At 67.1% G+C, this 22,011-nt stretch carries 20 protein-coding genes and 1 pseudogene; 14 read left to right on the top strand and 7 right to left on the bottom strand.

What is annotated here, in order from left to right; all coding sequences use genetic code 11:
- Positions 1 to 51 precede the first annotated feature (51 nt).
- Positions 52 to 1,773, top strand: coding sequence for an ABC transporter ATP-binding protein (locus tag WS96_RS06400; RefSeq protein WP_059831286.1), 1,722 nt, complete (start codon positions 52 to 54; stop codon positions 1,771 to 1,773).
- Here the strand turns inward: WS96_RS06400 and WS96_RS06395 are convergent.
- Positions 1,751 to 2,788: an aldo/keto reductase gene (locus WS96_RS06395; protein WP_059831284.1), complete on the bottom strand. Its 1,038-nt coding sequence runs from the start codon at positions 2,786 to 2,788 to the stop codon at positions 1,751 to 1,753. The two genes, WS96_RS06400 and WS96_RS06395, sit on opposite strands and share 23 nt — an antisense overlap.
- A gap of 127 nt (positions 2,789 to 2,915) precedes the next feature.
- Here WS96_RS06395 and WS96_RS06390 point away from each other — a divergent pair, with 127 nt between their 5' ends.
- From WS96_RS06390 to WS96_RS06365, 6 genes are all read left to right on the top strand, one after another.
- Positions 2,916 to 3,797: a LysR family transcriptional regulator gene (locus WS96_RS06390; RefSeq protein WP_059831283.1), complete on the top strand. Its 882-nt coding sequence runs from the start codon at positions 2,916 to 2,918 to the stop codon at positions 3,795 to 3,797.
- A gap of 177 nt (positions 3,798 to 3,974) precedes the next feature.
- On the top strand, positions 3,975 to 4,274 hold the full coding sequence (locus tag WS96_RS06385; protein ID WP_059831281.1) for an ArsR/SmtB family transcription factor: 300 nt from the start codon (positions 3,975 to 3,977) through the stop codon (positions 4,272 to 4,274).
- 20 nt (positions 4,275 to 4,294) lie between these two features.
- Complete coding sequence (locus tag WS96_RS06380) at positions 4,295 to 5,647, top strand: pyridoxal phosphate-dependent decarboxylase family protein (protein WP_059831279.1); 1,353 nt, start codon at positions 4,295 to 4,297, stop codon at positions 5,645 to 5,647.
- A 186-nt stretch (positions 5,648 to 5,833) separates the two neighbouring features.
- Positions 5,834 to 6,301 carry a cupin domain-containing protein gene (locus WS96_RS06375; RefSeq protein ID WP_059831278.1) on the top strand — a complete coding sequence of 156 codons (468 nt, stop codon included), beginning with the start codon at positions 5,834 to 5,836 and terminating at the stop codon, positions 6,299 to 6,301.
- Positions 6,302 to 6,357: 56 nt separating this feature from the next.
- Entirely contained in the window at positions 6,358 to 6,726 is a 369-nt protein-coding gene (locus WS96_RS06370) for a hypothetical protein (RefSeq protein WP_059831277.1), read from the top strand.
- Between the two features lie 74 nt (positions 6,727 to 6,800).
- Positions 6,801 to 7,622, top strand: coding sequence for an SDR family NAD(P)-dependent oxidoreductase (locus WS96_RS06365; protein WP_059831275.1), 822 nt, complete (start codon positions 6,801 to 6,803; stop codon positions 7,620 to 7,622).
- A gap of 115 nt (positions 7,623 to 7,737) precedes the next feature.
- On the opposite strand, the gene surE is transcribed toward WS96_RS06365, so the two are convergent.
- The 3 genes from surE to WS96_RS06350 form a co-directional block, all read right to left on the bottom strand.
- Positions 7,738 to 8,517 (bottom strand): 5'/3'-nucleotidase SurE, encoded by a 780-nt coding sequence (surE, locus tag WS96_RS06360; RefSeq protein ID WP_059831273.1) that lies wholly within the window; start codon positions 8,515 to 8,517, stop codon positions 7,738 to 7,740.
- A gap of 187 nt (positions 8,518 to 8,704) precedes the next feature.
- Complete coding sequence (locus WS96_RS06355) at positions 8,705 to 9,013, bottom strand: AzlD family protein (protein ID WP_059831272.1); 309 nt, start codon at positions 9,011 to 9,013, stop codon at positions 8,705 to 8,707.
- Positions 9,006 to 9,740 (bottom strand): AzlC family ABC transporter permease, encoded by a 735-nt coding sequence (locus WS96_RS06350; protein ID WP_059831270.1) that lies wholly within the window; start codon positions 9,738 to 9,740, stop codon positions 9,006 to 9,008. The genes WS96_RS06355 and WS96_RS06350 overlap by 8 nt, the downstream gene beginning before the upstream one ends.
- Positions 9,741 to 9,864: 124 nt before the next feature.
- On the opposite strand from WS96_RS06350, the gene WS96_RS06345 reads away from it, so the two are divergent.
- The gene (locus WS96_RS06345; protein WP_006486309.1) at positions 9,865 to 10,323 is read left to right on the top strand and encodes an Lrp/AsnC family transcriptional regulator; all 459 of its coding nucleotides are present in this window, start codon (positions 9,865 to 9,867) and stop codon (positions 10,321 to 10,323) included.
- A 218-nt stretch (positions 10,324 to 10,541) separates the two neighbouring features.
- Entirely contained in the window at positions 10,542 to 11,111 is a 570-nt protein-coding gene (locus WS96_RS06340) for a hypothetical protein (protein WP_034205640.1), read from the top strand.
- Positions 11,112 to 11,400: 289 nt separating this feature from the next.
- Here WS96_RS06340 and WS96_RS06335 read toward each other — a convergent pair whose 3' ends face one another.
- The 3 genes and pseudogenes from WS96_RS06335 to WS96_RS06330 form a co-directional block, all read right to left on the bottom strand.
- Positions 11,401 to 12,033: a LysE family translocator gene (locus WS96_RS06335; protein WP_059831269.1), complete on the bottom strand. Its 633-nt coding sequence runs from the start codon at positions 12,031 to 12,033 to the stop codon at positions 11,401 to 11,403.
- Between the two features lie 109 nt (positions 12,034 to 12,142).
- Positions 12,143 to 12,295 (bottom strand): annotated as a pseudogene (locus WS96_RS31955) ((2Fe-2S)-binding protein); the annotation flags it as partial.
- Between the two features lie 42 nt (positions 12,296 to 12,337).
- Positions 12,338 to 12,670, bottom strand: a complete 333-nt coding sequence (locus WS96_RS06330) for a DUF2322 family protein (protein ID WP_059831349.1) — start codon at positions 12,668 to 12,670, stop codon at positions 12,338 to 12,340.
- Between the two features lie 368 nt (positions 12,671 to 13,038).
- Between WS96_RS06330 and WS96_RS06325 the strand changes: the two genes are divergently transcribed.
- From WS96_RS06325 to WS96_RS06300, 5 genes are all read left to right on the top strand, one after another.
- The gene (locus tag WS96_RS06325; RefSeq protein WP_059831267.1) at positions 13,039 to 16,116 is read left to right on the top strand and encodes an ATP-binding protein; all 3,078 of its coding nucleotides are present in this window, start codon (positions 13,039 to 13,041) and stop codon (positions 16,114 to 16,116) included.
- A gap of 119 nt (positions 16,117 to 16,235) precedes the next feature.
- Positions 16,236 to 16,424, top strand: a complete 189-nt coding sequence (locus WS96_RS06320; RefSeq protein WP_179949009.1) for a hypothetical protein — start codon at positions 16,236 to 16,238, stop codon at positions 16,422 to 16,424.
- Positions 16,425 to 16,781: 357 nt separating this feature from the next.
- The gene (locus WS96_RS06315) at positions 16,782 to 17,456 is read left to right on the top strand and encodes a response regulator (RefSeq protein ID WP_059831266.1); all 675 of its coding nucleotides are present in this window, start codon (positions 16,782 to 16,784) and stop codon (positions 17,454 to 17,456) included.
- Positions 17,457 to 17,525: 69 nt separating this feature from the next.
- Positions 17,526 to 20,621, top strand: coding sequence for a hybrid sensor histidine kinase/response regulator (locus WS96_RS06310; RefSeq protein WP_059831264.1), 3,096 nt, complete (start codon positions 17,526 to 17,528; stop codon positions 20,619 to 20,621).
- Positions 20,622 to 21,305: 684 nt separating this feature from the next.
- Positions 21,306 to 21,833, top strand: coding sequence for a CS1 type fimbrial major subunit (locus WS96_RS06300; RefSeq protein WP_059831261.1), 528 nt, complete (start codon positions 21,306 to 21,308; stop codon positions 21,831 to 21,833).
- Positions 21,834 to 22,011: the final 178 nt, after the last annotated feature.

The following is a 22,011-nucleotide window of genomic DNA, read 5'->3' as shown; positions in this document are numbered from 1 at the left end:
TTTTGCCCGCCTGTCGCCATCCGGGCCGCACCGCGCCCGGTTCTTCGCGCCATGAACGCACACCACGCGCCGAATCCGATCACCGAGGTCCTGCTGGCCTACTGGAAAGCCGATCGCTGGATGTTGCTGGCGGTGGCGGTGGTCGTCGTGCTGTCGAGTACGAGCGCCGTTGCCGCGCCCTATCTGTTCTCGCGCCTGATCGATGCGCTGTCGCATCGCGGCGCGCTCGGCGCGCTGCTCCCCGGCTTCCTGCTCTATGCCGTCCTGCTGGGCGTCTCGAGCGCGTTGCAACGCGTGGTGCAGTACCTGGCGTTCATGAGCGCGGAAAATCTGGGTTTCGTCCTGAGCACGCGCTTCTTCGCGCGCATCCTGAAGAAGACCACGGCCTTCTTCGTCGAACACAATCCGGCGGAAATACAGAACGCGAACGCGCGCGGGCGTTCGTCGCTGGCGGTGCTCGTGCAACTCGGGCTCATGGGCCTGATTCCCGGCGTGCTGCAGATCGTGCTGACGCTCGTGACGCTCGGCGCGCTCATCAATTTCGAGGTGGTGGCGATCGCCGCCGCGTACGGCATGGTCGCGGTGGCGATCGCAGTCGTGTCCGCGCGCCGCTCGCGTGCGTTCCTCGATCGTGCGGTCGAGGCCGGACAGGAGAATGCACGGTTCGTCGGCGGCGCGATCAACGCGATGGAGACGCTCCGGCATTTTGGGAGCCATCGCTGGATGAACGAGCGTTTCGCGGACAAGGCGCGGATCGTGCGGGACAACTGGCGTGCGTACGTGGCGCGGCACGTCGGCTATCTCGCGCTGCTGGGCTTCGGCCTCGCGATCCAGTTCGCCGTGACGTTCTGGCTGCTTCTGCCGCGTCACGCGGCCGGCATGCTGTCGATCGGCGACATCGTGCTGTTCAACACGCTGCTGTTGCAGCTCAACCAGCCGTTCGACATGATCGCGCGGGCCATCGACGAAATCGCGCGCGCCCGGGCGACGCTCGTGCCGTTCGCGGCGATGTGGGCGGCACCCGAGGAGCGGCAGGTGTCGCATGCGTCGGCGTTCGTGCCGCGCGAAGGGCGCGTGGTGTTCGACCGCGTCGGCTATGCGTACGGCAACGGCCGCGGCGTGACCGATGTCGACTTCGTCGCCGAGCGCGGCGCGATCACGTTCGTCGTCGGCGAAACGGGCGCGGGGAAATCCACGGTGTTCAAGCTGGCGCTGAAGTCGATCGAGCCGACCGCCGGGCGCATTCTGGTCGACGGCGTCGATCTCGCGGCGATCGACCGCGCCGACTGGTACGGCGCGGTCGCCGTCGTGCCGCAGGATGTCGTGCTGCTGAACGAAAGCCTGGAGGACAACATCCTGCTCGGCCGGCCGCGCGACGAGCGGCGCTTGCGCGAGGCGGCCGCGAAAGCGACGATCCTGCCGTTCATCGAAGGGTTGCCGGACGGTTTTCGGACCACCGTGGGCGAACGCGGGCTGAAGTTGTCGGGCGGCGAGCGCCAGCGCATCGCGATCGCGCGTGCGCTGTACGGCGAGCCGACCGTGCTGTTTCTCGATGAGGCGAGTTCCGCGCTCGACGAAGCGACGGAGCGCGACATCATGGAGCACGTGCGGCTGCTGGCTCGTGACGTGACCGTGATCGCGATCACGCACCGGCACTCGGTTATCGGCGCGACCGACACGGTCGTGCGGCTCGGCGGCGCGGAGGTGCCGGCGTCGCGCGACGCGGCTATCTCGATCGCGCCGTCGCCACTTACCCCCGCATCGGCGGATTGAGCCGCGCGAACGCTTCCTGCCGGCGATACGGAAAGTACGGATAAGGCGCTTCCACCGCGCTCGCCGCATCGAGCGTCGCGACCTGCGCATCGGTCAGCGCCCAGCCGACCGCGCCGAGATTCTGCCGCAACTGTTCCTCGTTGCGCGCACCGACGATCACCGACGACACGGTCGGGCGCTGCAGCAGCCAGTTCAGCGCGATCTGCGGCACCGTCTTGCCGGTTTCCTCCGCGATCGCGTCGAGCGCATCGACCACGTCGTACAGTCGTTCGTCGTCGACCGGCGGCCCGTAGCCGGCCGTTTGATGCAGCCGGCTGCCTTCGGGCAGCGGCGCATTGCGCCGGATCTTGCCGGTGAGCCGGCCCCAGCCGAGCGGGCTCCACACGAGTGCCCCGAGGCCCTGGTCGGCGCCGAGCGGCATCAGGTCCCACTCGTAGTCGCGGCCGACGAGCGAGTAGTAGACCTGGTTCGCCACGTAGCGCGACCAGCCGTGCCGGTCGGCCACCGCGAGCGACTTCATGATCTGCCAGCCGGCGAAGTTCGACGCGCCGATATAGCGGAGCTTGCCTGCGCGCACCAGATCGTCGAGCGTCGACATCACTTCCTCGACCGGCGTGCGGGCGTCGAACGCGTGCAGTTGCAGCAGGTCGACGTAGTCGGTGTCGAGACGGCGCAGCGCGTCGTCGACGGCGCGGACCAGCCGCGCGCGCGACGTGCCCGCGTCGTTCGGGCCGTCGCCGGTCGGCAGGCCGGTCTTGGTCGAGATCAGCACCTGGTCGCGGCGCCCCTTGAGCGCGGCGCCGAGCACGCGCTCGGACGCACCGTCGGAGTACACGTCGGCCGTGTCGAACAGGTTGACGCCGGCTTCGAGGCAGATGTCGATCAGGCGGCGCGCTTCGTCGACGCCGGTATTGCCCCATGCACCGAACAGCGGGCCGGTGCCGCCGAACGTGCCGGCGCCGAAGCTCAGGACGGGGACCTTGAGGCCGGAGCGGCCGAGCGTACGGTATTCCATGGGCGTTTTCTCTCGTCGTGTGAGCGCGGCGCGGCCGCGCGTCGATCGTCAGGCGACCAATGTATCGTTTGCGCCTTTTCCCGATAATCCCGAAGATGACGAAAATATCCTTCGGAAGGAGCGAACAATGCTGCTCGACAACCTCGCGCTGTTCCTGCGCATCGTGGAAAAGGGCGGGCTGGCCGCGGCCGGCCGCGAGGTCGGCCTGTCGCCGGCCACGGTGTCCGAGCGGCTGACGGCGCTCGAGCGCCACTACGGCGCGGCGCTGCTCACGCGCACGACGCGCGCGATCAGCCTGACCGACGAGGGGCGCACGCTGGTGGAGGGCGCGCGGCGCCTGCTGGCCGAGGCCGACGAGCTCGAAAGCCGTGTGCGGCTGGGCGTGCAGACGCTGTCGGGGCCGGTGCGGCTGAGTGCGCCGGCCGATCTCGGGCGCGAGCGCGTCGTGCCCGTCGTCGACGCGTTCCTGGCCGAACATCCGGGCGTGACGGTCGATCTGCATCTCGGCGACGGGTATGTCGACCTCGTCGGGCAGGGGCTCGATTTCGCGATCCGCCGCGGCACGCTGGCGGACAGTTCGCTGCGCAGCCGTTCGCTCGGCCGGGCGCGGCGCGTGGTGTGTGCGTCGCCTGCGTATCTCGCCGCGCATGGCAGGCCGATGCATCCGGACGAGCTCGGCCAGCACGACTGCATCGTGATGCGCTTCGGCCAGGAGCTGTATGCCGAATGGCCGTTCAATATCGATGGCGCGTTGAAGCGCGTGGCGGTGCGCGGGCGGCGCGTCGCCAACGACGGGGCGCTCGTGCGCGCGTGGTGCATCGCGGCGCACGGCATCGCGCTGAAGTCGCTGGTCGACGTCGAGCGGGATCTGGCGTCGGGTGCGCTCGTCGAGGTGCTCGAGGCGTTCTCGCCGGGCGACGTGGATCTGCAGATCGTCTATCCGGGGAGCGTCGCGCAGCCGCGGCGCGTGCGGGCGTTGATCGATAGACTCGCGCAGGCGCTGGCGTGAAAGCACGTGGCCCGCGCGGCCTGCGAGACGTTGCGGCGCCGGTCTCGCTGCGATCGCATCGAATGCGCGAGGGGGCGCAACGGCGCGCGGCATCGCGGGCCGAAACCACCGTTCAGACCCGTTGCCCATATTTCGTCATTTAGCTAATATTCAAAACGTAAAACGAAACCGCACCTCATGGACGACGTCACCCGCATCAGCGCCTTGGCTAACGAAAGCCGTCTCGCCGTGCTGCGCTGGCTCAAGCAGCCGCACAAGCATTTCCCGCCGCAACCGCATGGCGACGTCGACGAACTCGGCGTGTGCTGCACGTACATCACCGAGAAGCTCGGCATCGCGCCGGCCACGACCACGCGCCACATGCGCATCCTCGCGGATGCCGGGCTCGTGCAGGCGACCCGCGTCGGCAAGTTCACGTACTACAAGCGGATCGACGGCGCGCTGCAGCGGCTCGGCCGCGATCTCTCGAAACTCTGACCCTGCCCGAGGCAACCGACATGGACGAACTTGCATTGCTGGCCGACGCCGATCGGCGCGCGCACGCGTATCTGGCCGCGACGAACGAGCGGCGCGCGTTTCCCGACGCGGCCGCGCTGGCCGGTCTCGCCGCGTTCGACGAACCGCTGCCCGACGCGGGCCGCCCGGCCGACGACGTGCTGCGCCTGCTGGACGAGTACGGCACGCCCGCGACGGTCGCATCGAACGGCCCGAACTACTTCGGCTTCGTGATCGGCGCGACGCTGCCGGCCGCGGCGGCGGCCGAGCGGCTGATGCTCGCGTGGGACCAATGCGCGTCGTCGTATGCGAATTCGCCGGTGGCGGCGACGCTCGAGCGCCAGGCCGCGCGTTGGGTCGTCGATGCGCTCGGGTTGCCCGAGGGCAGCGCGGTCGGCTTCGGCACGAGCGCGACGGCGTGTACGCTCGTCGCGCTGGTGGCCGCGCGGCGCGCGCTGCTCGCGCGCAAGGGCTGGGATATCGACGAGGATGGGCTGGTCGGCGCGCCGGAAGTGAAAGTCGTGATCTCCGCGCTCGCGCACATCACGGTGAAGAAGGCGCTGCGCGTACTCGGCTTCGGGATGAAGCGCATCGTCGTCGCGCCGGTCGATGCGCATGGCCGGATCGACCCGGCGCAGTTGCCGCCGCTCGATGACATGACCATTCTCTGCGTGCAGGCCGGCGAAGTGAACACCGGCGAATTCGATCCGTTCGCGGCATTGATTCCGCCCGCGAAGGCGGCCGGCGCGTGGGTGCACGTGGACGGCGCGTTCGGCCTGTGGGCGCGGGCGTCGTCGAAGCGCGCGCTGACGGACGGCATCGACGGCGCCGACAGCTGGACGACCGACGGCCACAAATGGCTCAACACGCCGTACGACGGCGCGATGGTGATCTGTCGCGATGCGGCCGCGCTCGCCACCGCGATGAACAGCGACGCCGTCTACCTGAGCGGCGCGCAGGATGCGCAGAAGAACCTGAACCTCGAATTCTCGCGGCGCGCGCGCGGCATTCCCGTGTGGGCCGCGCTGCGCTCGCTCGGCCGCGCCGGCGTGGCGACGATGGTCGAACGGCATTGCGCACAGGCGGCACGCGTCGCGGACGGCCTGCGTGCGGCCGGCTACGACGTGCTGAATCGTGTCGTGCTGAACCAGGTGCTCGCGCGCGCCGGCACCGACGAGGAAACGGCGGCGATCGTCGAAGCCGCGCAGGCGTCGGGCGACGTGTGGTTCGGCACGACCGTGTGGCAGGGGCGGCCGGCGTTCCGGATCAGTGTGTCGTCGTGGCGCACCGAGGATGCGCACGTCGATCGTCTCGTCGCGCTGCTGACGAAGCTGCGCGGCGTACACGTGGGTTGAGCGTCGCGCGTCGTCCGCTGTCGAAATGGTTGCGTACGCAACTTCATCGCATGCGATGAAGTGCGACGCGGCCTGCGGGGCTTGCGATACGTCTGCAAGCGCGAAAATGTCGGACAATAGCCGCTGCACCGGGCCGCGCCGGCGCCGTGCGTTCAACCGAAGCATTCACGCTTGCGAGAGATCCCCATGTCGACTCCCTTTCCCCGGGAACTGCTGAAGGCCGCCGATATCGCGAAGATGGAACCGACGCGCGAGGTGCATTCGCTCAATCCCAATGCCGTTCGTCTGAAGCGACGACTCAGCGACTTGACCGGCCTGACGCAATTCGGCGTTCATCTGCTCACGTTGATGCCCGGCCACGAATCGGCCGAATATCACCGTCACCTGTACGAAGAGGAATTCGTGTACGTGCTGTCCGGCACCGGCACGGTGACGATCGGCGAGCGCGCCAGTGACATCGGTCCCGGCGATTTTCTGGGATTTCCGCGCGGCGGCGAAGCGCATACGGTGCAGAACACCGGCGATGCGCCGCTGCAGTTGCTCGTCGGCGGGCAGCGGCTCGAACACGACGTGTGCGAATACCCGCGCATCGGCAAGCGGCTGTATATCGCGGGCGAGCTCGAGGGATATGTCGAGCTGCCGAAGCAACGGTGACGGCCGATGGCACGTCATCTCCGGAGAAGGGTTGCAGCAGCGGGCCGCCTACCTCGATGAGTCAGATTCCTTTTCCTGCTTTTGCGCTCGCCGCGCTCGTGCCCGGCCTGGTGTGGTCGCGTTTGACCCACGATCCCGGGTCGCTCAAATATTCCGTTCCGATCGCGTACCTCGGTACCGCAGCGTTTGGGATCCCGCAATATCTGCTGGTCATGAAATACTGGCGCGTGTCCGTGTTTTCATCGTGCCTGTGCGGCAGCGTCACGGGGTTGTTGACGTGGATTGCCGTCTATTTCATTTACACCGCCCTCCGGGATGACGATGTTTTCAAAGGCGGCCTGGCGGTCGTTTTCGGGTTTCTTGCGTTCGTGGGCCTGGGGGCCGTCGCGGGCTTCGTGTTCTGGCTCATGTACCGTTGGCAGTGATCCAGACGACGAATTTGCTGCTCGCGGCCCCGTCGCGCTTATGATGCGGGAACGCCACCGACAGGGTTCACGCCATGGACGCGCCGCTTCCGCCGATGTCTTCCCCGCTTGCCGAAACCGCCCCCGAAACCGAAGCCGCCGCCGAGCCGCGCGCGTCGCGCGTGCACCGACCGGTCGCGCTCGTCACCGGCTCGACGTCGGGAATCGGTGCGGCCATCGCCCGCCGCCTGGCAGCCGACGGCTACGCCGTGATCCTGCATTCGCGCCGCTCGGCCGACGCCGGGCATGCGATGGCGCGCGAACTCGGCGCGGTCTACGTGCAGGCCGATCTCGCGGACGATGCGGAGCGCGTGCGGCTGATCCGCGACGCGCTCGCCGTGCACGGGCGGCTCGACGTGCTCGTCAACAATGCGGGCATCAGCCGCGTGATTCCGCATGACGACCTCGCGGCCGCCACGCCCGACGTGTGGCGCGAGATGCACGAGATCAACGTGATCGCGCCGTTTCGGCTGGTGGCCGAAGCGGAGGCTGCATTGCGCGAGGCGGCGTCGCACGGGCGGGCCGGGTGCGTCGTGAACGTCAGTTCGCATGCGGGGGGGCGGCCGAAGGGCGCGTCGATTCCGTATGCGGCCGCGAAGGCCGCGCTCAATCACACGACGCGGCTGCTCGCGCGTACGCTCGCGCCGGCGATTCGCGTCAACGCGGTCGCGCCGGGGCTCGTCGATACGCCGCTGACCGCCGACTGGACGGACGCGCAGCAGCTCTGGCGCGAGCGCGCGCCGATGCGCCGCGCGGCGACGCCGGACGATATCGCCCAGACGGTCGCGATGCTCGTCGCATCCGATTACGTGACGGGCGAGATCGTGATGCTCGACGGCGGGTTGAATCTGACGTGATACGGTGATGCGGTGATGCGGTGATGCGGTGATGCGGTGATGCGGCGATACGGCGGCGCGCCAGCGCGGGCATTGCATGTCGCGAGACCGCCGGGCCGTTCGAAGGCGCGCGCGATCAGCCGAGGTTCGACCGCAGCCGCGCGAGCGCCTGCTCGTGCGTGCGCTCGAACTTCAGCGGCGTGACCGCGATATACCCTTCGCCCAGCGCGACCGTTTCCGAATTCGCATCGTCGTCGCGCGGTGCACGCGCGAGCTTCAGCCAGTGATATTCGATGTCGCGCGGATCGCGTCCCGACACGATCTCGACGCCCTGCAGCGTGCCGGCGCCCTGGCTCGTCACCTTCAGGCCGCGCACGTCCTCGGCCGGTCGCGCCGGGAAATTCACGTTGACGCACGCGTCGCTGTCCCAGCCGGCGGCGGCGAGCCGGCGGATGACGTCCGGCGCATGCGCGAGCGCCGTGTTCCACGGCACTGCGTTGCGATCGACGAACGCCTGGCTCAGCGCGATGGCCGGCACGCCGACCAGCATGCTCGTCATCGCCGCGCCGACCGTGCCGGAAAACACCGTTTCGGTGCCGAGGTTCGCGCCGCGATTCACGCCGGACAGCACGACGTCGGGCCGCGCCCCCTTCATCAGGTGGCTGACCGCGATCGCGACGCAATCGCCGGGCGTGCCGCGCACCGCGAAGCGGCGCTCGCCCTTGCGATGCACGCGCAGCGGTTCGTGCAGGCTCAGCGAGTGCGACGTGCCGCTCTGGTCTTCGGCCGGCGCGACGATCCACACTTCGCGCGCGAGTTGCGTGGCGACCTGTTCGAGTATTTCAAGGCCGGGGGCGTCGAATCCGTCGTCGTTGGTGAGCAGGACACGGTCGAACAGCGGGCGGGTTTCTGGCATCGGGACGATCCTCGCGAAGGACAATGAGGGGGAGTGTGGCGTGGCGCAAGCCACAAGGCTAGCACTCCGGCGCGAGGATCGTCGTGTCGCGCCCGGGGGGCCGGTCGGCGCGGACGCGAAACGGGCGCATTGCGTGCCCGTTCGTCGTGTCGTCGAATGGGTTGCAGGCGTGGCCGGCGGGAATCGCTCAACCGATCAGATGGCGCAGCAGGCCGGCCGACACGACGCCGACGACGACGGTCGGCAGGATCGACAGGCGCGTCGCCGCGACGAGCGTGATCGCGAGCGCGAGCAGGTCGGCCGGGCGCGTCGACACGAAGGCCGGCGCGATCACCGAGATCAGCACGCAGCCCGGCACGTTCTCCATGACCGACGCCATCCGCGGGCTCAGCGTGCGGTTGCGCAGCAGCACGTAGCCGAGGATGCGCGACAGGTAGGTGGTCGACGCCATCAGCACGATCGTCGCGACCGTGCCGAAATCCGGAAGCTCAGGCATCGCGCGGCTCCCACAGCAGCGCGGCGATCAGTCCCGCGCATGCGCCGGCCGGGACGTACCACGCGCCGGGCAGCGCGAGATGGGTGGCCGCCGCGACGACGAGGCTCACGAACCATGGGCGGCTCGCGCGCACGCCTTTCCACATGCCGCGCAGCAGCACCAGAAACACGGCCGTGAACGCCATGTCGAAGCCGTATTGTTCGACGTTGCCGATCGTCGGGCCGACCGCCGCGCCGAGCGTGGTCATCGAGATCCACGTCAGGTAGAGCCCCGAGCATACGCCCGCGTAGTAGGGGACGCTGATGTGCGCGGCCGAGCGCGAGCGCGCGTCGGCGAGCGACATCGCCCAGCTCTCGTCGCACATGAAGAACAGCGCGAGGAAGGCGCGGCGGCGCGGCAGGCGCCGGATATACGGCGCGAACGCGGCGCCCATCAGGATGTGGCGCGAATTCACGAGGAACGACATCGCGACGATCAGCGCGATGTGCGGCGGCGACGTCCACAGATGGATCGCCGCGAACTCGGAGCCGCCGCCGAAGTTCAGGCCCGTCATCATCGGCACCTCGAACAGGCTCAGCCCTTTTTGCGCCGCCTGTGCGCCCAGCACGAGCGCGAACGGCACGAAACCCAGCATGACGGGCAGCGCCGCGCGCAATCCGCGACCCATCTCGGCAAGATACGCGGGCTTGTCGCGAAGCCCGGACGACGTTGAAACGCTACTGCTCATCACTCCTCCTTCGGGGGAGGATTGTCTGCTTTTTTGACTCGAATCGGGTTGCGTTGTCGCCAGATATTTCGCAGAATTTGGCATCGAACGCTGGATGCGTGAATTTTTTGGAATCGGATGCCAAATGAAGCTTGACGCTATCGACCGCCGGATCCTGAGCGCGCTGCAGCGCGACGGCCGCATGCAGAACGTGGAGCTGGCGCACGAGGTCGGGTTGTCGCCGTCGCCGTGCCTGCGGCGCGTGCGGCTTCTCGAGGAAGCCGGCGTGATCGAGAAATACGTGGCCGTGCTGAATCCGGCGAAGGTCGGCAAGGGGCTGACGATCTTCACGCGCGTATGGCTGAAGGGGCAGGACGCGGAATCGGTGAACCGTTTCGCCGAGGCCGTCCAGCAGATGCCGGAGGTCGTAGAATGCCACCTGATGGCCGGCGACTGCGATTTCCTGCTGCGCGTCGTCGCGGCCGACATCGACGATTACCGGCGCTTCCAGATGGAATACCTGACGCGCATTCCCGGCGTGCTCAGCGTGAAGACCGACATTCCGATGCAGAAGGTCAAGCTCACGTCGGCGCTACCGACCTGAAGCGGGGCGGCCGCGCGGCGGCGCGTCGACGAGCCGTCATCGCGCGGTGACGATCGCCGGATAAACTGATGGCGTGCGTCGCGTCGCACGGATGGCCCGTGTGCCGCGCATCGTTCGATGTGCAAGCAACTAACGGTCAATGCCGACGCGATCGGCCGGACGGCGCGGCGCGCCGGTCATGCGTCGGAGCGAATGCGTTTCTTCCTGTCGAGCCTTACATGCAGCCATTCAATACGCCGTGGAATTCGCTGGAAATCGTCAAGCTCGTGCTCGGCGTGCTGACGCCGTTGTCGGTCGCGTGTCTCGGCTGGCTCGTCGCGCGCCGGCTGAAGCGGCTCGAACTCGTGCAGTGGACCAACCAGCGGCTGATTGAGAAGCGGCTCGCGCTGTACGACACGGTCGCGCCGCAGCTCAATGCGCTGCTGTGCTTCTACACGTGGATCGGCTACTGGAAGGATATCTCGCCGGACGACGTGATCCGCGCGAAGCGCGACCTCGACCGCACGTTCCACATCTACCGCTACCTGTTCGACGACGACGTGTACGACGCGTATCACACGTTCATCCATGCGCTGTTCGAGATGCATACGGGGCCCGGCCGCGACGCGCGGATCCGCTCGCTGATCCACGCGCCCGACGGCGACCGCAGCGTGCACGGTTCGTATGAATGGAAGCCGGCGTGGTCCGAGCGTTTCTCGACCGCGAATGTCGTGCCCAGGGACGACGTGCTGCGGCATTACACGCAGTTGATGGAGCGGCTGCGCGTCGCGCTGGGGGCGACGCGCTGAAGTGCCGCTGGAGGCCGGCTGATGCGTGTCCGGGTGTCGGGGCGATTCAGGCGAAAGAGATCACGAGCTTTTTGCCGCAAGCGGCGGCGTACTCGCGCAGCGTTTCGATAAGCACTGTCGCTCGGATGGCGAAGGCAGCGTGGCAGATGGACGGGATGCACCGGAATGCGGGCATTGCTCCGGTGCTTCGTTGATCGTGTACGAGCCTGATTGTTTTCCGTCGACCCTGATTCGACCCGTTGTCCGAATGGATATCAGGCGTGTCCGTACACGTCGGAAGGAGAGACGATCAGTTGCGCCCCGCCACCGCGAGCCGCGCGGCGAGGCCGACGAACACCGTGCCGAGCAGATATTGCGGCACCTTCGACGGACGGCGGCGTGCGCCGATCCGCCGGCTCAGCCGGCTCGCGGAGAGAATCACCGCGCCGTTCACGACGATCCCGATCAGGTTGAGCACGGTCGCCAGCACGAGAATCTGCACGGCGACCGAGCCGTGATCGGGCCGCACGAACTGCGGAAACAGCGCGAGGACGAACAGCGCCATCTTCGGGTTCAGCAGGTTGGTCGTCAGCCCTTGGCGAAAGATCGCCGCGGTCGAATGGCGACGTTGCGACGCGGCGGGCGACAGCGCGGTCGCATCCGAACGGAAGGTTTTCCACGCGAGATACAGCAGATACGCGGCGCCCGCGAAGCGCACGACGTCATACGCGAGCGGCACCGCGACGAAGAGCTGCGACAGCCCGAGCGCCGCCGCGAGCGCATGGCAGTAGGTGCCGGCCTGAATGCCCGCGAGCGTCGCGAAGCCGGCGCGGCGGCCCTGGCTCACGCTGCGGGACGCGATCAGCAGCATGTCGGGGCCGGGCGTGGCGGTCAGCGCGAGACACGCGCCGGAGAACAGCACGAGCGTGGAGAGATCGATCACGGGAAACCCTTTCGCCGACGAGGCGTGAAAGGGAGATCAGTTTAGGAACGCCGTCGCGGGCAGTCAACCGCGACGCGCGGGACGGCCGGCGCCTCACCGGAGCCGCCCGCTACGACGGTGCGGCTTCGGCGATCGTCTGCCGCAGTTCGGGCACGCACGACCCGCACTGCGTGCCCCACTTCAGTTGCGCCTGCAACCCGGCCAACCGTTCCGCCGACGTCGCATTGGCGGGACGGGCCGACAGCGTCGCCCGGATCTCGCGCCCTCGCGGCAGGAAGTGGCGGCGTGCCGGCCGCCGCGTCGCTCAGCCTTTCGCGACGACGTCGATGCGCAGCGCTTCGCCGCCGGCGACGATCGCCAGCAGACGATCGACGTTCGGGTGCGCGCCCGGACGATTGCGCGCGTCGGCCGTATGCTCGGCGAACACCGCGAGGCCGTGTTCGGCCGCTTTCGCGTCGAGGGATCCGAATGCCTGCTTCAGATAGTGGTACACCGCGAGCGAGCCCTGCTTGCCCGGCTGGTTCTCGATGGTCGCGACCACGTCGCCGTTCGCGCCGACGAGATCGATGTGCGCGATGCCGTCGATGGCCGGCAGTTGCGCGAGGTTGTCCTTGAATACGGGGGTCGGTCGAATCACTTGAAGCACTCGGTCGGTTGGGGTTGGATCATGGGTCGAAGGTAACCGACCGTATGTTATCCGATCGGCCAGGGCGCACTCGGCCTGCAGCGGGGATTTTGCAGCCGGTCAAGCATACGACGATCGGCTGCCGGCATCGGCCCGGCCGGCCAAGGCTTGCAACGAAGATCGCAACACGATGATTCGTTCGAGTTCAAAACAAGTTTTAGAACAAATCAGACGTGTACTAAAAGGATAATCCAAGACTGATTTTCGCCGTGTCGTTTGGCATGATCGGGACATCACTATCCCGAATGTTTCCATCGTGACGTCCGTCCCGGGGGCGAATTCGCCCCCGGAACGCATTGCCGGAGACGTCGCGCCGACCCATGCCATACACCACGCTTCAGTCCATTCGCCGCTACCAGAGCATTTCGGTGTTCGGGGGCGGCATCGTCGTCACGATCCTGATCCTGATCGCCTGCGGGCTCGGGATCACGTCGATCGTCTACGGCTATCTGGACGGCGAGCGGCGCAATTTCCTGAACGGCGTGGAGGAGGCCGTCGACGAGGTGCAGGTGGCCGAGACGTCGTTCCGCAACGGCGTCACGAACACGCAACTCATCTGGCGCGAGATCGGCGCGGCGCCTGCCGACGTCGTGAATACGTTTTTCGCGAACGATCAGCAGTTCGCGATCAAGCCGTATCCGTCGCTCGTGGTCGGCGTGCCGGGGCAAACCGCGCAGCGCGACGAGGTCGCGCGTTACCTCGCGCTGTCGTTCATGCTGTCGCGCATCTGCGCGGCGAGCTCGATCAATCGCGGGCGCACGCTCGAGGGCTACCACTACAGCACGCGCACGGGCATGTTCGGCTTGGTGCCGCATCTGTCGCGCGACAATCCCGCGCTCGCCTCGGCCGATGCGCGAGCGCACGTGCTCGCGGCGCTGCGCGTCGATTTCGACGGGCAGCCGGCGGCGGCGAACGACGGTCGGCCGAACGTCCGCTGGCTGCCGCCCTACGAGAATCCCGTCACCGGGCAGGTGCGCGTGCGGATCGCCGCCGAAGCGCGCGCCGGCGGCCAGCCGTTCGCGGTGCTGGTCACCGAATACGCACCGGACTACCTGCTGTCGTGGCTGCCCGGCCGCGCGTTGGCCGGTGCGTTCTTCATCGCGTCGCAGGACAACCGGCTGATCGCGGTCGATCCCGGCGTCGAGCGCACCGGCGCGCTGACCGAGCGCCTGCTGAAGCTCGACGTCGCGCAGGGGAGCCAGGCGTCCGGCGAGCCGCTTTTCCGCGACGGCGCGATCGTGTTCCGCAGCCGGCTCGCGACGACCGGCTGGACCATCGCCTACGTGCTTTCGTGGGCGGACGTCGCGGCCGGCATCGGCGTGCAGGCCGGCGCGTTGATGGCGGCGACGCTCGTCGCGATTGCCGTGATGTGGGTGTTACTCGTGCGATTTCACCGGCGTGTGCTGGTGCCGGTCTACGCGCGTTCGGCGCGCGTGTTCGACAGCGAGGCGCTGTGCCGCAGCGTGATCGCGATGGCGCCGGTCGGCATCGCGCTGGTGTCGCTGTCCGACCGGCGCGTGATGCTCGCGAGCGACACGCTGACGCAAATGCTGCGCCCGCACGGCGGCGATCACGATGCGCTGTGCGCGCAACTGCTCGACCGCTACGACACGTTCGTCGCGAACGGCGGCGCCGGCGGGACGATGATGAACGAGCTCGTGCTCGACGAGCACGGCGAGGCGCCGCTGCATCTGGAGATCATTGCGCACGGCGCGCGTTACCAGGGCGAGGACGTGCTGATCGCGGCCTTCGCCGATACGACCGCGCAGCGCCGGCTCGTGCATCAGCTCGAGGAGGCCGTGCGCGCGGCCGATTCGGCGAATGCGGCCAAGTCGTCGTTTCTCGCCGCGACGAGCCATGAAATTCGCACGCCGCTGAACGTGATTCTCGGCAACCTCGAGTTGCTCGAGCGCACGGCGCTCGACGCATCGCAGCAGAGCCGCGTGCAGACGCTGCGCGCATCGGCCCGGGGCTTGCTTGCGATCGTCAGCGACATTCTCGATTTCTCGAAGATCGAAGCCGGCGCGATGTCGGTCGAATCGATCGAGTTCGACGTGATCGCGGTGATCGAGCGCGAGCTGGCGGCATTCGCGTCGGTTGCAAAGGCGAAAGGGTTACCGTTGTTCGCCGATATCGACGCGAGCGGAAATCAGCGGATGCGCGGCGACCCGACGCGGCTCGCGCAGGTGGTCGACAACCTGTTGAGCAACGCGATCAAGTTCACGGGCGAGGGCCGCATCGTCGCGCGCGTCGCGGTCGGACGGAACGTGTGCGGCGTGCCCGAACTCTCGATCGGCATCGAGGATACGGGCATCGGCATCGAGCCTGCGCAGCAAGCCAGGCTATTCAAGCCGTTCTCGCAGGTCGACGCATCGATCACGCGGCGCTACGGCGGCACCGGCCTCGGCCTCGCGCTGTGCGATCGGCTGGTCGCGGCGATGGGCGGGACGATTTCCGTCGACAGCGCGCCGGGTGTCGGCAGCCTGTTTACCGTGCGCTTGCCGCTGCGCATGGGTATCGCGCCCCCCTGCGGGGCCGGCTTCGGCGCGGGCCGGACGCTGATCGTCGTGTCACCGGAGGATGCGTGGCGCGCATTCGCCTTTCCGCATCTGCGTGCGTGGGGTTTCGACGTCGCGATGCATCCGAGTCCGATCGGAATTGCCGCCGGGTGCCTCGCGCGTGCTCACGCGATCGTGCTCTTCGGCGATTCCGACCAATGGCGGCGGGAGGAGCTCGACAGCCTGGGCGGCGGCACGCCGGTCGTGCTGGCGACGCCGGACGGCCCGCTGCAGCCGGCCGTCGCGGGCCGGACGATCCGCGTGTCGAGCTATTCGCTGAACGGGCTGCGTACGGCGATCGCGCAGGCGCGTACCGCCATTGCCGAGTCGACGCGCGGGCCGCGCCGCGCCACCGATGCAGGCGCGCCAGCGGCGCCCGGCACCGGCATACGAGCGCCGCGGGTGCTGGTCGCCGACGATGCATCCGTCAACGGGTCGCTTTTCCGCGAGCAGTTGGACGTGCTCGGCTGCGTGGTCCGGTGCGTGGCGTCCGGCGGCACCGCGATCGATACGCTCGCGGACGGTTCGTGGGACGTGCTGCTGCTCGGTGCCGACCTGCCCGACATGCCGGCCCGCGAACTGGCGGAAACCGTCCGTGCGCGCGGGCTCGCGTGCGACATGATCGTCGTGGCATCGCACCTCGCGCCCGACGACGCGCGGCGTTACGCGGCATCGAACGTCGAATGCGTGTTGACCAAGCCGGTGACGCTGGCCGATCTGCGTCGCGGTCTCGCACGCATCGCGCGACGGCGCGGGATCGACTTTCCTCCCGGCGCGGCGGACGAGCGGCAGGCATCGGGTGCGATGGCCGCGGCAGCGGCGCATTGGCCGGGAAGATAAGAGAACGGGACGTCACGGCGGCGCAGACCGTCGGCGTCAAACGGGGAAGGCAGACACGCCGCATCGCACCGGTGCCGCGTGATTTCGACTGAAGAAGGAAGGGTAAGGCCGTGCGCTATATGGGAAAGGTGTTCGGGCTGCTGCTTGGATTCGCGACGCTGCCGGAGAAATCCCGACGGGATTTCCTCACGAGGCTGAACGAATTCATGATGATGTCGCCGTCGCAGAGACGGCGGGCCATCACCGAATGGCAGCACGTCGCGGACGACGGGTCGGGCGAACCGGACAAATCCGTGGTCAAACGTTAGGCAGCGACCCGGGCCGCGTTGCAGGACGGGATGGATCGGTGGCGTGGGGGCGCCGCCGATCGGGTGGGCGTGGGCGTCGGATCGAGGTAGTGCCTGTCGTCGCCCTGCCATGCCGGATCGGGGTGGAGAGCCGGCGCGCCCGCGGTTGTATCGACCCTGGGCGCGGATGGGGCGGTGCAGGTGGTCACACCCGATTGCATCGCGGCGATGCGGACTCCGGCTATTATCTTAAAATTATGCTGCGCACCGCCCGGTTCGCCGAACCTCGCGATGCGGCCGCGTTGCGAGATCGATTCGAATTCCGGCGCGTCGCACAACATGGCACGTCGGGCCGCGTGTATCGGGAGAAGAATAGAGATGGATGAATTTTTTGTGCGAGTGATGGTGGCGGACGATCATCCTTCGTCCGCACTCGGGATGTCGCAGGCACTCGCGGGCAGCAGCACGATCAAGCTGCTTGGCACTGTCTCGAATTCGACCGACCTGGTGGCGATGCTCGACGAACAGCAGGCCGACGTGCTCGTCGTCGACTACGTGATGCCGGGCGGCAAGTACGGCGACGGTCTCGCGTTGTTGTCGTTTCTGCAGCGTCGCTATCCGGCGCTTCATCTGGTGACGATCACGATGATCGACAATCCGAGCGTGCTGCATGCGATTCAGCGGCAGGGCGTCGGATGCATCCTCAGCAAATCCGACGCGATTTCGCATCTGGTGGGGGCGGTTCACGCCGCTTATGTCGGCGCGAATTATCTGTCGCCGTTCTTCAAGCAATTGCTCGAGGGCACCGAGACGTCCGTGGGCACACGCGCGTTGACGGCCCGCGAAATCGAGGTCGTGCGGCTGTACGGCGCCGGCCTGACGGTCGGCGAGATCGCTGTTCAGCTTCACCGGAGCAAGCAGACGATCAGTTCGCAGAAGTCGAGCGCGATGAAGAAGCTCGGTATCGTCCGCGATGCGGACCTGATCCGCTATGCCAGTGAGGGCAAGATCGTGGATGTGTCGAACGGCGACGGGCCGCCGCAGGCCGGGTAGCGCACGTGTCGCGGCGAGCGGCCATCGATCGCGCATCGCCCCGTGCGGGGCAGACGAGATTCTCATAACATGCCTGAAAAACTGAAAAGACTCGTCGCTCATGCCACCGCGCCGGGTCGCAAGCCATTCGATCCGGAACGGGTTCGGCGCCAGCAGCAATCGTTGCTGTACGGCAGCGGCGCGGCGATCACCGTGTTCATCCTGGTGTGCGCGGCGCTCGTCGTGCGGCTCGAAGTGCTGGACTATTTCACCCAGATGCGCGGGACGTTTCTGAAACGCGAGGCCGAGCTGCATGCCGAGCTGCGCTCGACGCAACTCCTGCTGGGTCAATACGTCAATCAATCCCAGGCCCTGTGGCGTGCCGATACGCGAGCGTCTCCGGAGGTGATGCGCGAATTCGTCGCGGGCCATGGCAAGCTCGTCCGCTACCGGTTCGGCAAGGCGGCGGCCGTCGGCATGGCCAATCTCTCGCCGGAGAATCCGGCTCGCCTCTATTCGCCGTACCTTGCACTGATCGTCCAGCAATTCGATGCGATTGCGTCGCAGGTTCCCGTCGATGTCGGCCTGTCCGGCTATCTGGTCAGCCTGTACGGTGATCTGCTCGGCGTGTTCGATCCGGTTCTCGTCGAACGGGCGCTCGCACTGCCGGCGGGCCATTCGCTGGAGCTCCTGATCGGCGAACTGCTGCCTTCACGCGCGCGTATCGTGCCGGAGAAGCCGGGCATGACGGCCCAGGACGGCGTCGTGCTCGAGAGCCGGGTCGATCCGCTGCTGGGGCGCCGGGTGCTGCGCTTCGTCCGGCTGTTGTACGACGCCGACGGGAAGCCGGTTGCCTGGGCCATCATCAACGGCCGCGCGCGGATCGACGACATGTTGGCGACACAGGCGGTCGACGAGGCGTATGCGCTGGTCGCGCGCGACGGCAACGTGCTGGCCGGCGCGCAGCCCGATTCCAGCCTGATCGCGCAGGCGCTCGACCGTGCGCGCGAGCCGTTCGGCGATCATGCGGCGGCGCGTCGCGTCGGTGCCCGCTTCGTGGTCAGCGATCGCATGCCGGAATCCGACCTGGTGCTGATGGGGACATTCTCATGGCGCAGCATCGTCGCGGCGATCGCGGTACCGGCGGGGGCCACGGTCGGCACGGCGCTGATCGCGCTCGTGCTGCTGTGGAGTGCGATCGCGCTGTTCGACCATCGTGCGTTGCGTCCCGCGAACCGTCGCGCAATCCGGCTGATCGAGAGCGAGGCGCTGAACCGTACGTTGATCCGCACGGCGCCGGCCGGAATCATGCTGCTGTCGCTCGCCAACGGCGAGACGATGGCGCGCAACGATGCCGCCCAGGCATACGGCGATACCGGCGCGGCGCCGTCGCTCGGCAAGCGCATCTGGCAGGCCTGGCGAGACGGTATCGCGGGCGGCCGGGCACCGCGCGTGCTGACGCACGAGCTGTCGGTCGAGCTTGCCGGCGGCGGCACGACCTATCTCGCCGCACATATCGTCCGTACTCGCTATCGCGGCGTCGATGTGCTGCTCTGCACGCTGACCGACATCACCGCGAGCAAGCAGGTCGAGCACAAGTTGCGCGAGGCGCGCGAGGCGGCGGACGATGCGAACAAGGCGAAGTCGACTTTTCTCGCGACGATGAGCCACGAGATCCGCACGCCGCTGAACGCGATCGTCGGCAATCTCGAGCTGATGGAGCGCGCGCAACTGCCGGCCGACCAACGGCGACGCCTGCAGACGGTCATGTCGTCGTCGGATGCATTGCTGCGCATGATCAACGACGTGCTCGACCTGTCGAAGGCCGAATCCAATCAGATGGCGCTCGAAGCCATTGCGTTCGACCTGCGTGCCGTGCTGCGCGATGTCGCGGCGATCTTCCGCCCGCTCGCGGACGCGAAGCGTCTGACGCTCGAATGCCGGATCGCGCCGGAACTGGCCGACGGCTATGTAGGCGACCCGACGCGCGTGCGCCAGCTCGTGTCGAATCTCGTCAGCAACGCGATCAAGTTCACCGAGCATGGCGGCGTGACGATCGAAGCCGGCCCCGGCCCCGGCGCCCGCGCGGGCGACACGCGCTGCATCGAGATCGCCGTGCGCGATACGGGAATCGGCATTCCGGCGGAAAGCCTGCCGACCTTGTTCGACGTGTATATCCAGACCGACCCGTCGATCTATCGCCGCTTCGGCGGCACGGGGCTGGGATTGCCGCTGTGCCGGCGCATCGCGCGCTTGATGCGGGGCGAGCTGGCCGTCGAAAGCCGTCCGGGCGCCGGCACGACATTCACGGCGACGCTGCCGCTGGCGGACGCGCTGCCGGGCTGGCGTGCGGCGTTCGACGAGCGGGACGACACGGCATCGGCCGGCTTCGGGCGGCTTCGCGACGACGCGGCACCGCCGCTGCGCGTGCTGGTGGCGGAAGATCATCCGGCGAGTCGCGCACTATTGCGGGATCAGCTCGACGCGCTGCACTGGAACGCGACGCTCGTCACGAACGGTATCGAGGCGATGCGCGCGTTCTTCACGCAGCCGTTCGACGTCGTGCTGACCGATCTCGGCATGCCGGAACTCGACGGTTTCGCGCTTGCCAATTTCCTGCGCGAGCAGGGCGCGAAGGTGCCGGTGATCGCGATGACCGCACACGCGACCGAAGAGGACCGGCGGCGGTGCGCGCAGGTTGGCGTCGCGGAGGTCGTGCTCAAGCCGCTGTCCATCTCGGCGCTCGACGCGGTGCTGCGCCGGCACACGGCGCTCGATCGGGCGGGTGTGGGTGCGGGTGTGCCTGCAGGTGCCGACGCTGACGCCGGCTCGCTGGGCGGCGCGCCATCGTACGAGGACGCGCCAGGCGATGCGCGGCCTGTGATATCGGACGAGATTCGCGAGACGTTGCGCAACGCAACGCGGTATTCGCTGGCGGTGATCGGCGATGCGCTGTCGGGCGGCGATATCGATCAGGTGAAAGTCGAGCTGCATTCGATGCGCGGCGGTTTTGCGCTCGCAGGCGACGTCGACGCGAGCGATGCGTGCGCGCAGGCCGAACGGGCCGTCGCCGAAGGCGGCATCGATGCGATGAAGGCGGCTTGGCCCGCGCTCGAGGCGGCGATCGGCGACGCGTTGGAGCGGTTGTCCGGCGCCGGGCCGCACGAATCGCACGGAGCCGTTTGATTCTCGAATGAGCTGCCGCGCCATCGCGGGTTGACGCGGCCGCACTTCCAGGTTGCCGAATGGCGTCGGCTGGAAAGTGGTCGCACGCCAAAACCGAATACCGCGGCACGGCCGTGTCGGCCGGGCTGCTTCAACGCGCCGCTCGCTTCACGCCCTCCATCGTCCGGCACCGGCGGCCCTCCATGCTTGCCGGAACCCTCGGCGGTTCGCCGATGTGTTTCAGGACGCTGTACGACGTCCGTGCAATTTCCCGAGAGCCTGGATCCTGCTTCGTGATCCTGACGCACGCGATCCGTGCGTACGCGTGCCATCGCGCGATGTGTCGGACGCTGCTCCGCGCTCGATTATTTCCCTTCGACCTTGCTCCAACGTCGCGTTCCCGGATGTTCGTTCGGCTCGTTCGACCGTTCGCGGCGACGGAAGTCCGAGTGTTCGATCAAACCTGTATCGCCCGCCTCGGAGAAATGTTTTAAAAACATTTGACAATCATTTTGTTGTGCTTGTGGATCTATAGAATTCGTACTCGTACGAATATTTTGGGGTCGTAGATTGAAGATTGTCCTATTTATGACAGGACACGTCTCAACGAAAATATCGTCAGTGGAAATTATGTTCCACGCGTCGAATGCCAATTTAAATGCGGCATATCAATTCGTCTATCAAATTTTAAATCGAGATCATTCTATGAAACTCAGCAAACTCGTTCTGGCGATGAGCATTACCGGCGCACTGTTCGGCGTCGCGCACACGGCACAAGCCGATTCGGTATCGAAGAAGATCACGCTGACCGCGCAGATCAACGATGCCATCTTCGTGTCGAAGCCGGACGGTTCGACGTGGTACGGCACCGAAGAACTCGATGCCAACGACTACACGCAGACGAAGTTCTCGAAGACGCTGCCGATCCGCGTTTGGTCGAAGAATCCCGACTTCAACATTTCGCTGGCGCAGCCGCTGAAGATGTCGAGCGGCTACTACGAAATGAAGAACCCGACGGTCTCGTTGACCAGCAGCGCGGGCGACAACGAAGTCAAGTTCGGCGCGGTGCAGAAGATCACGCAGACGGTCACGGGCAACGGTGGCTTCGATGAAATCCACAACCTGAAGATCGGCGTCGACGCGCCTACCCAGGCTGGCACCGTGTCGACCAACGGCAGCTACAGCGGCGATCTCGTCATGCTGTTCGAGCCGGTCGCTTCGTCGAACCCGTAAGCAGTCCGTGCGGAGGCCCCCAAGCGGGGCTTCCTTTCCCCACGCAGCGTGAAGACGCTGAGCATGTCCATTTCTTATACCCCTCCTTGAAAAAAATAACGTGCTCGCCGATAAAGTTCCCTTTCGATTCAACCAGCTGTGGCTGGGTGCGTTTCTTTTTGTTTCATCGCACTCATTC

The organism is Burkholderia sp. MSMB1835, assembly GCF_001526365.1.
In the GTDB taxonomy this organism is placed as follows: Bacteria; Pseudomonadota; Gammaproteobacteria; order Burkholderiales; family Burkholderiaceae; genus Burkholderia.
This window is presented reverse-complemented; position numbering and strand designations above follow the sequence as displayed.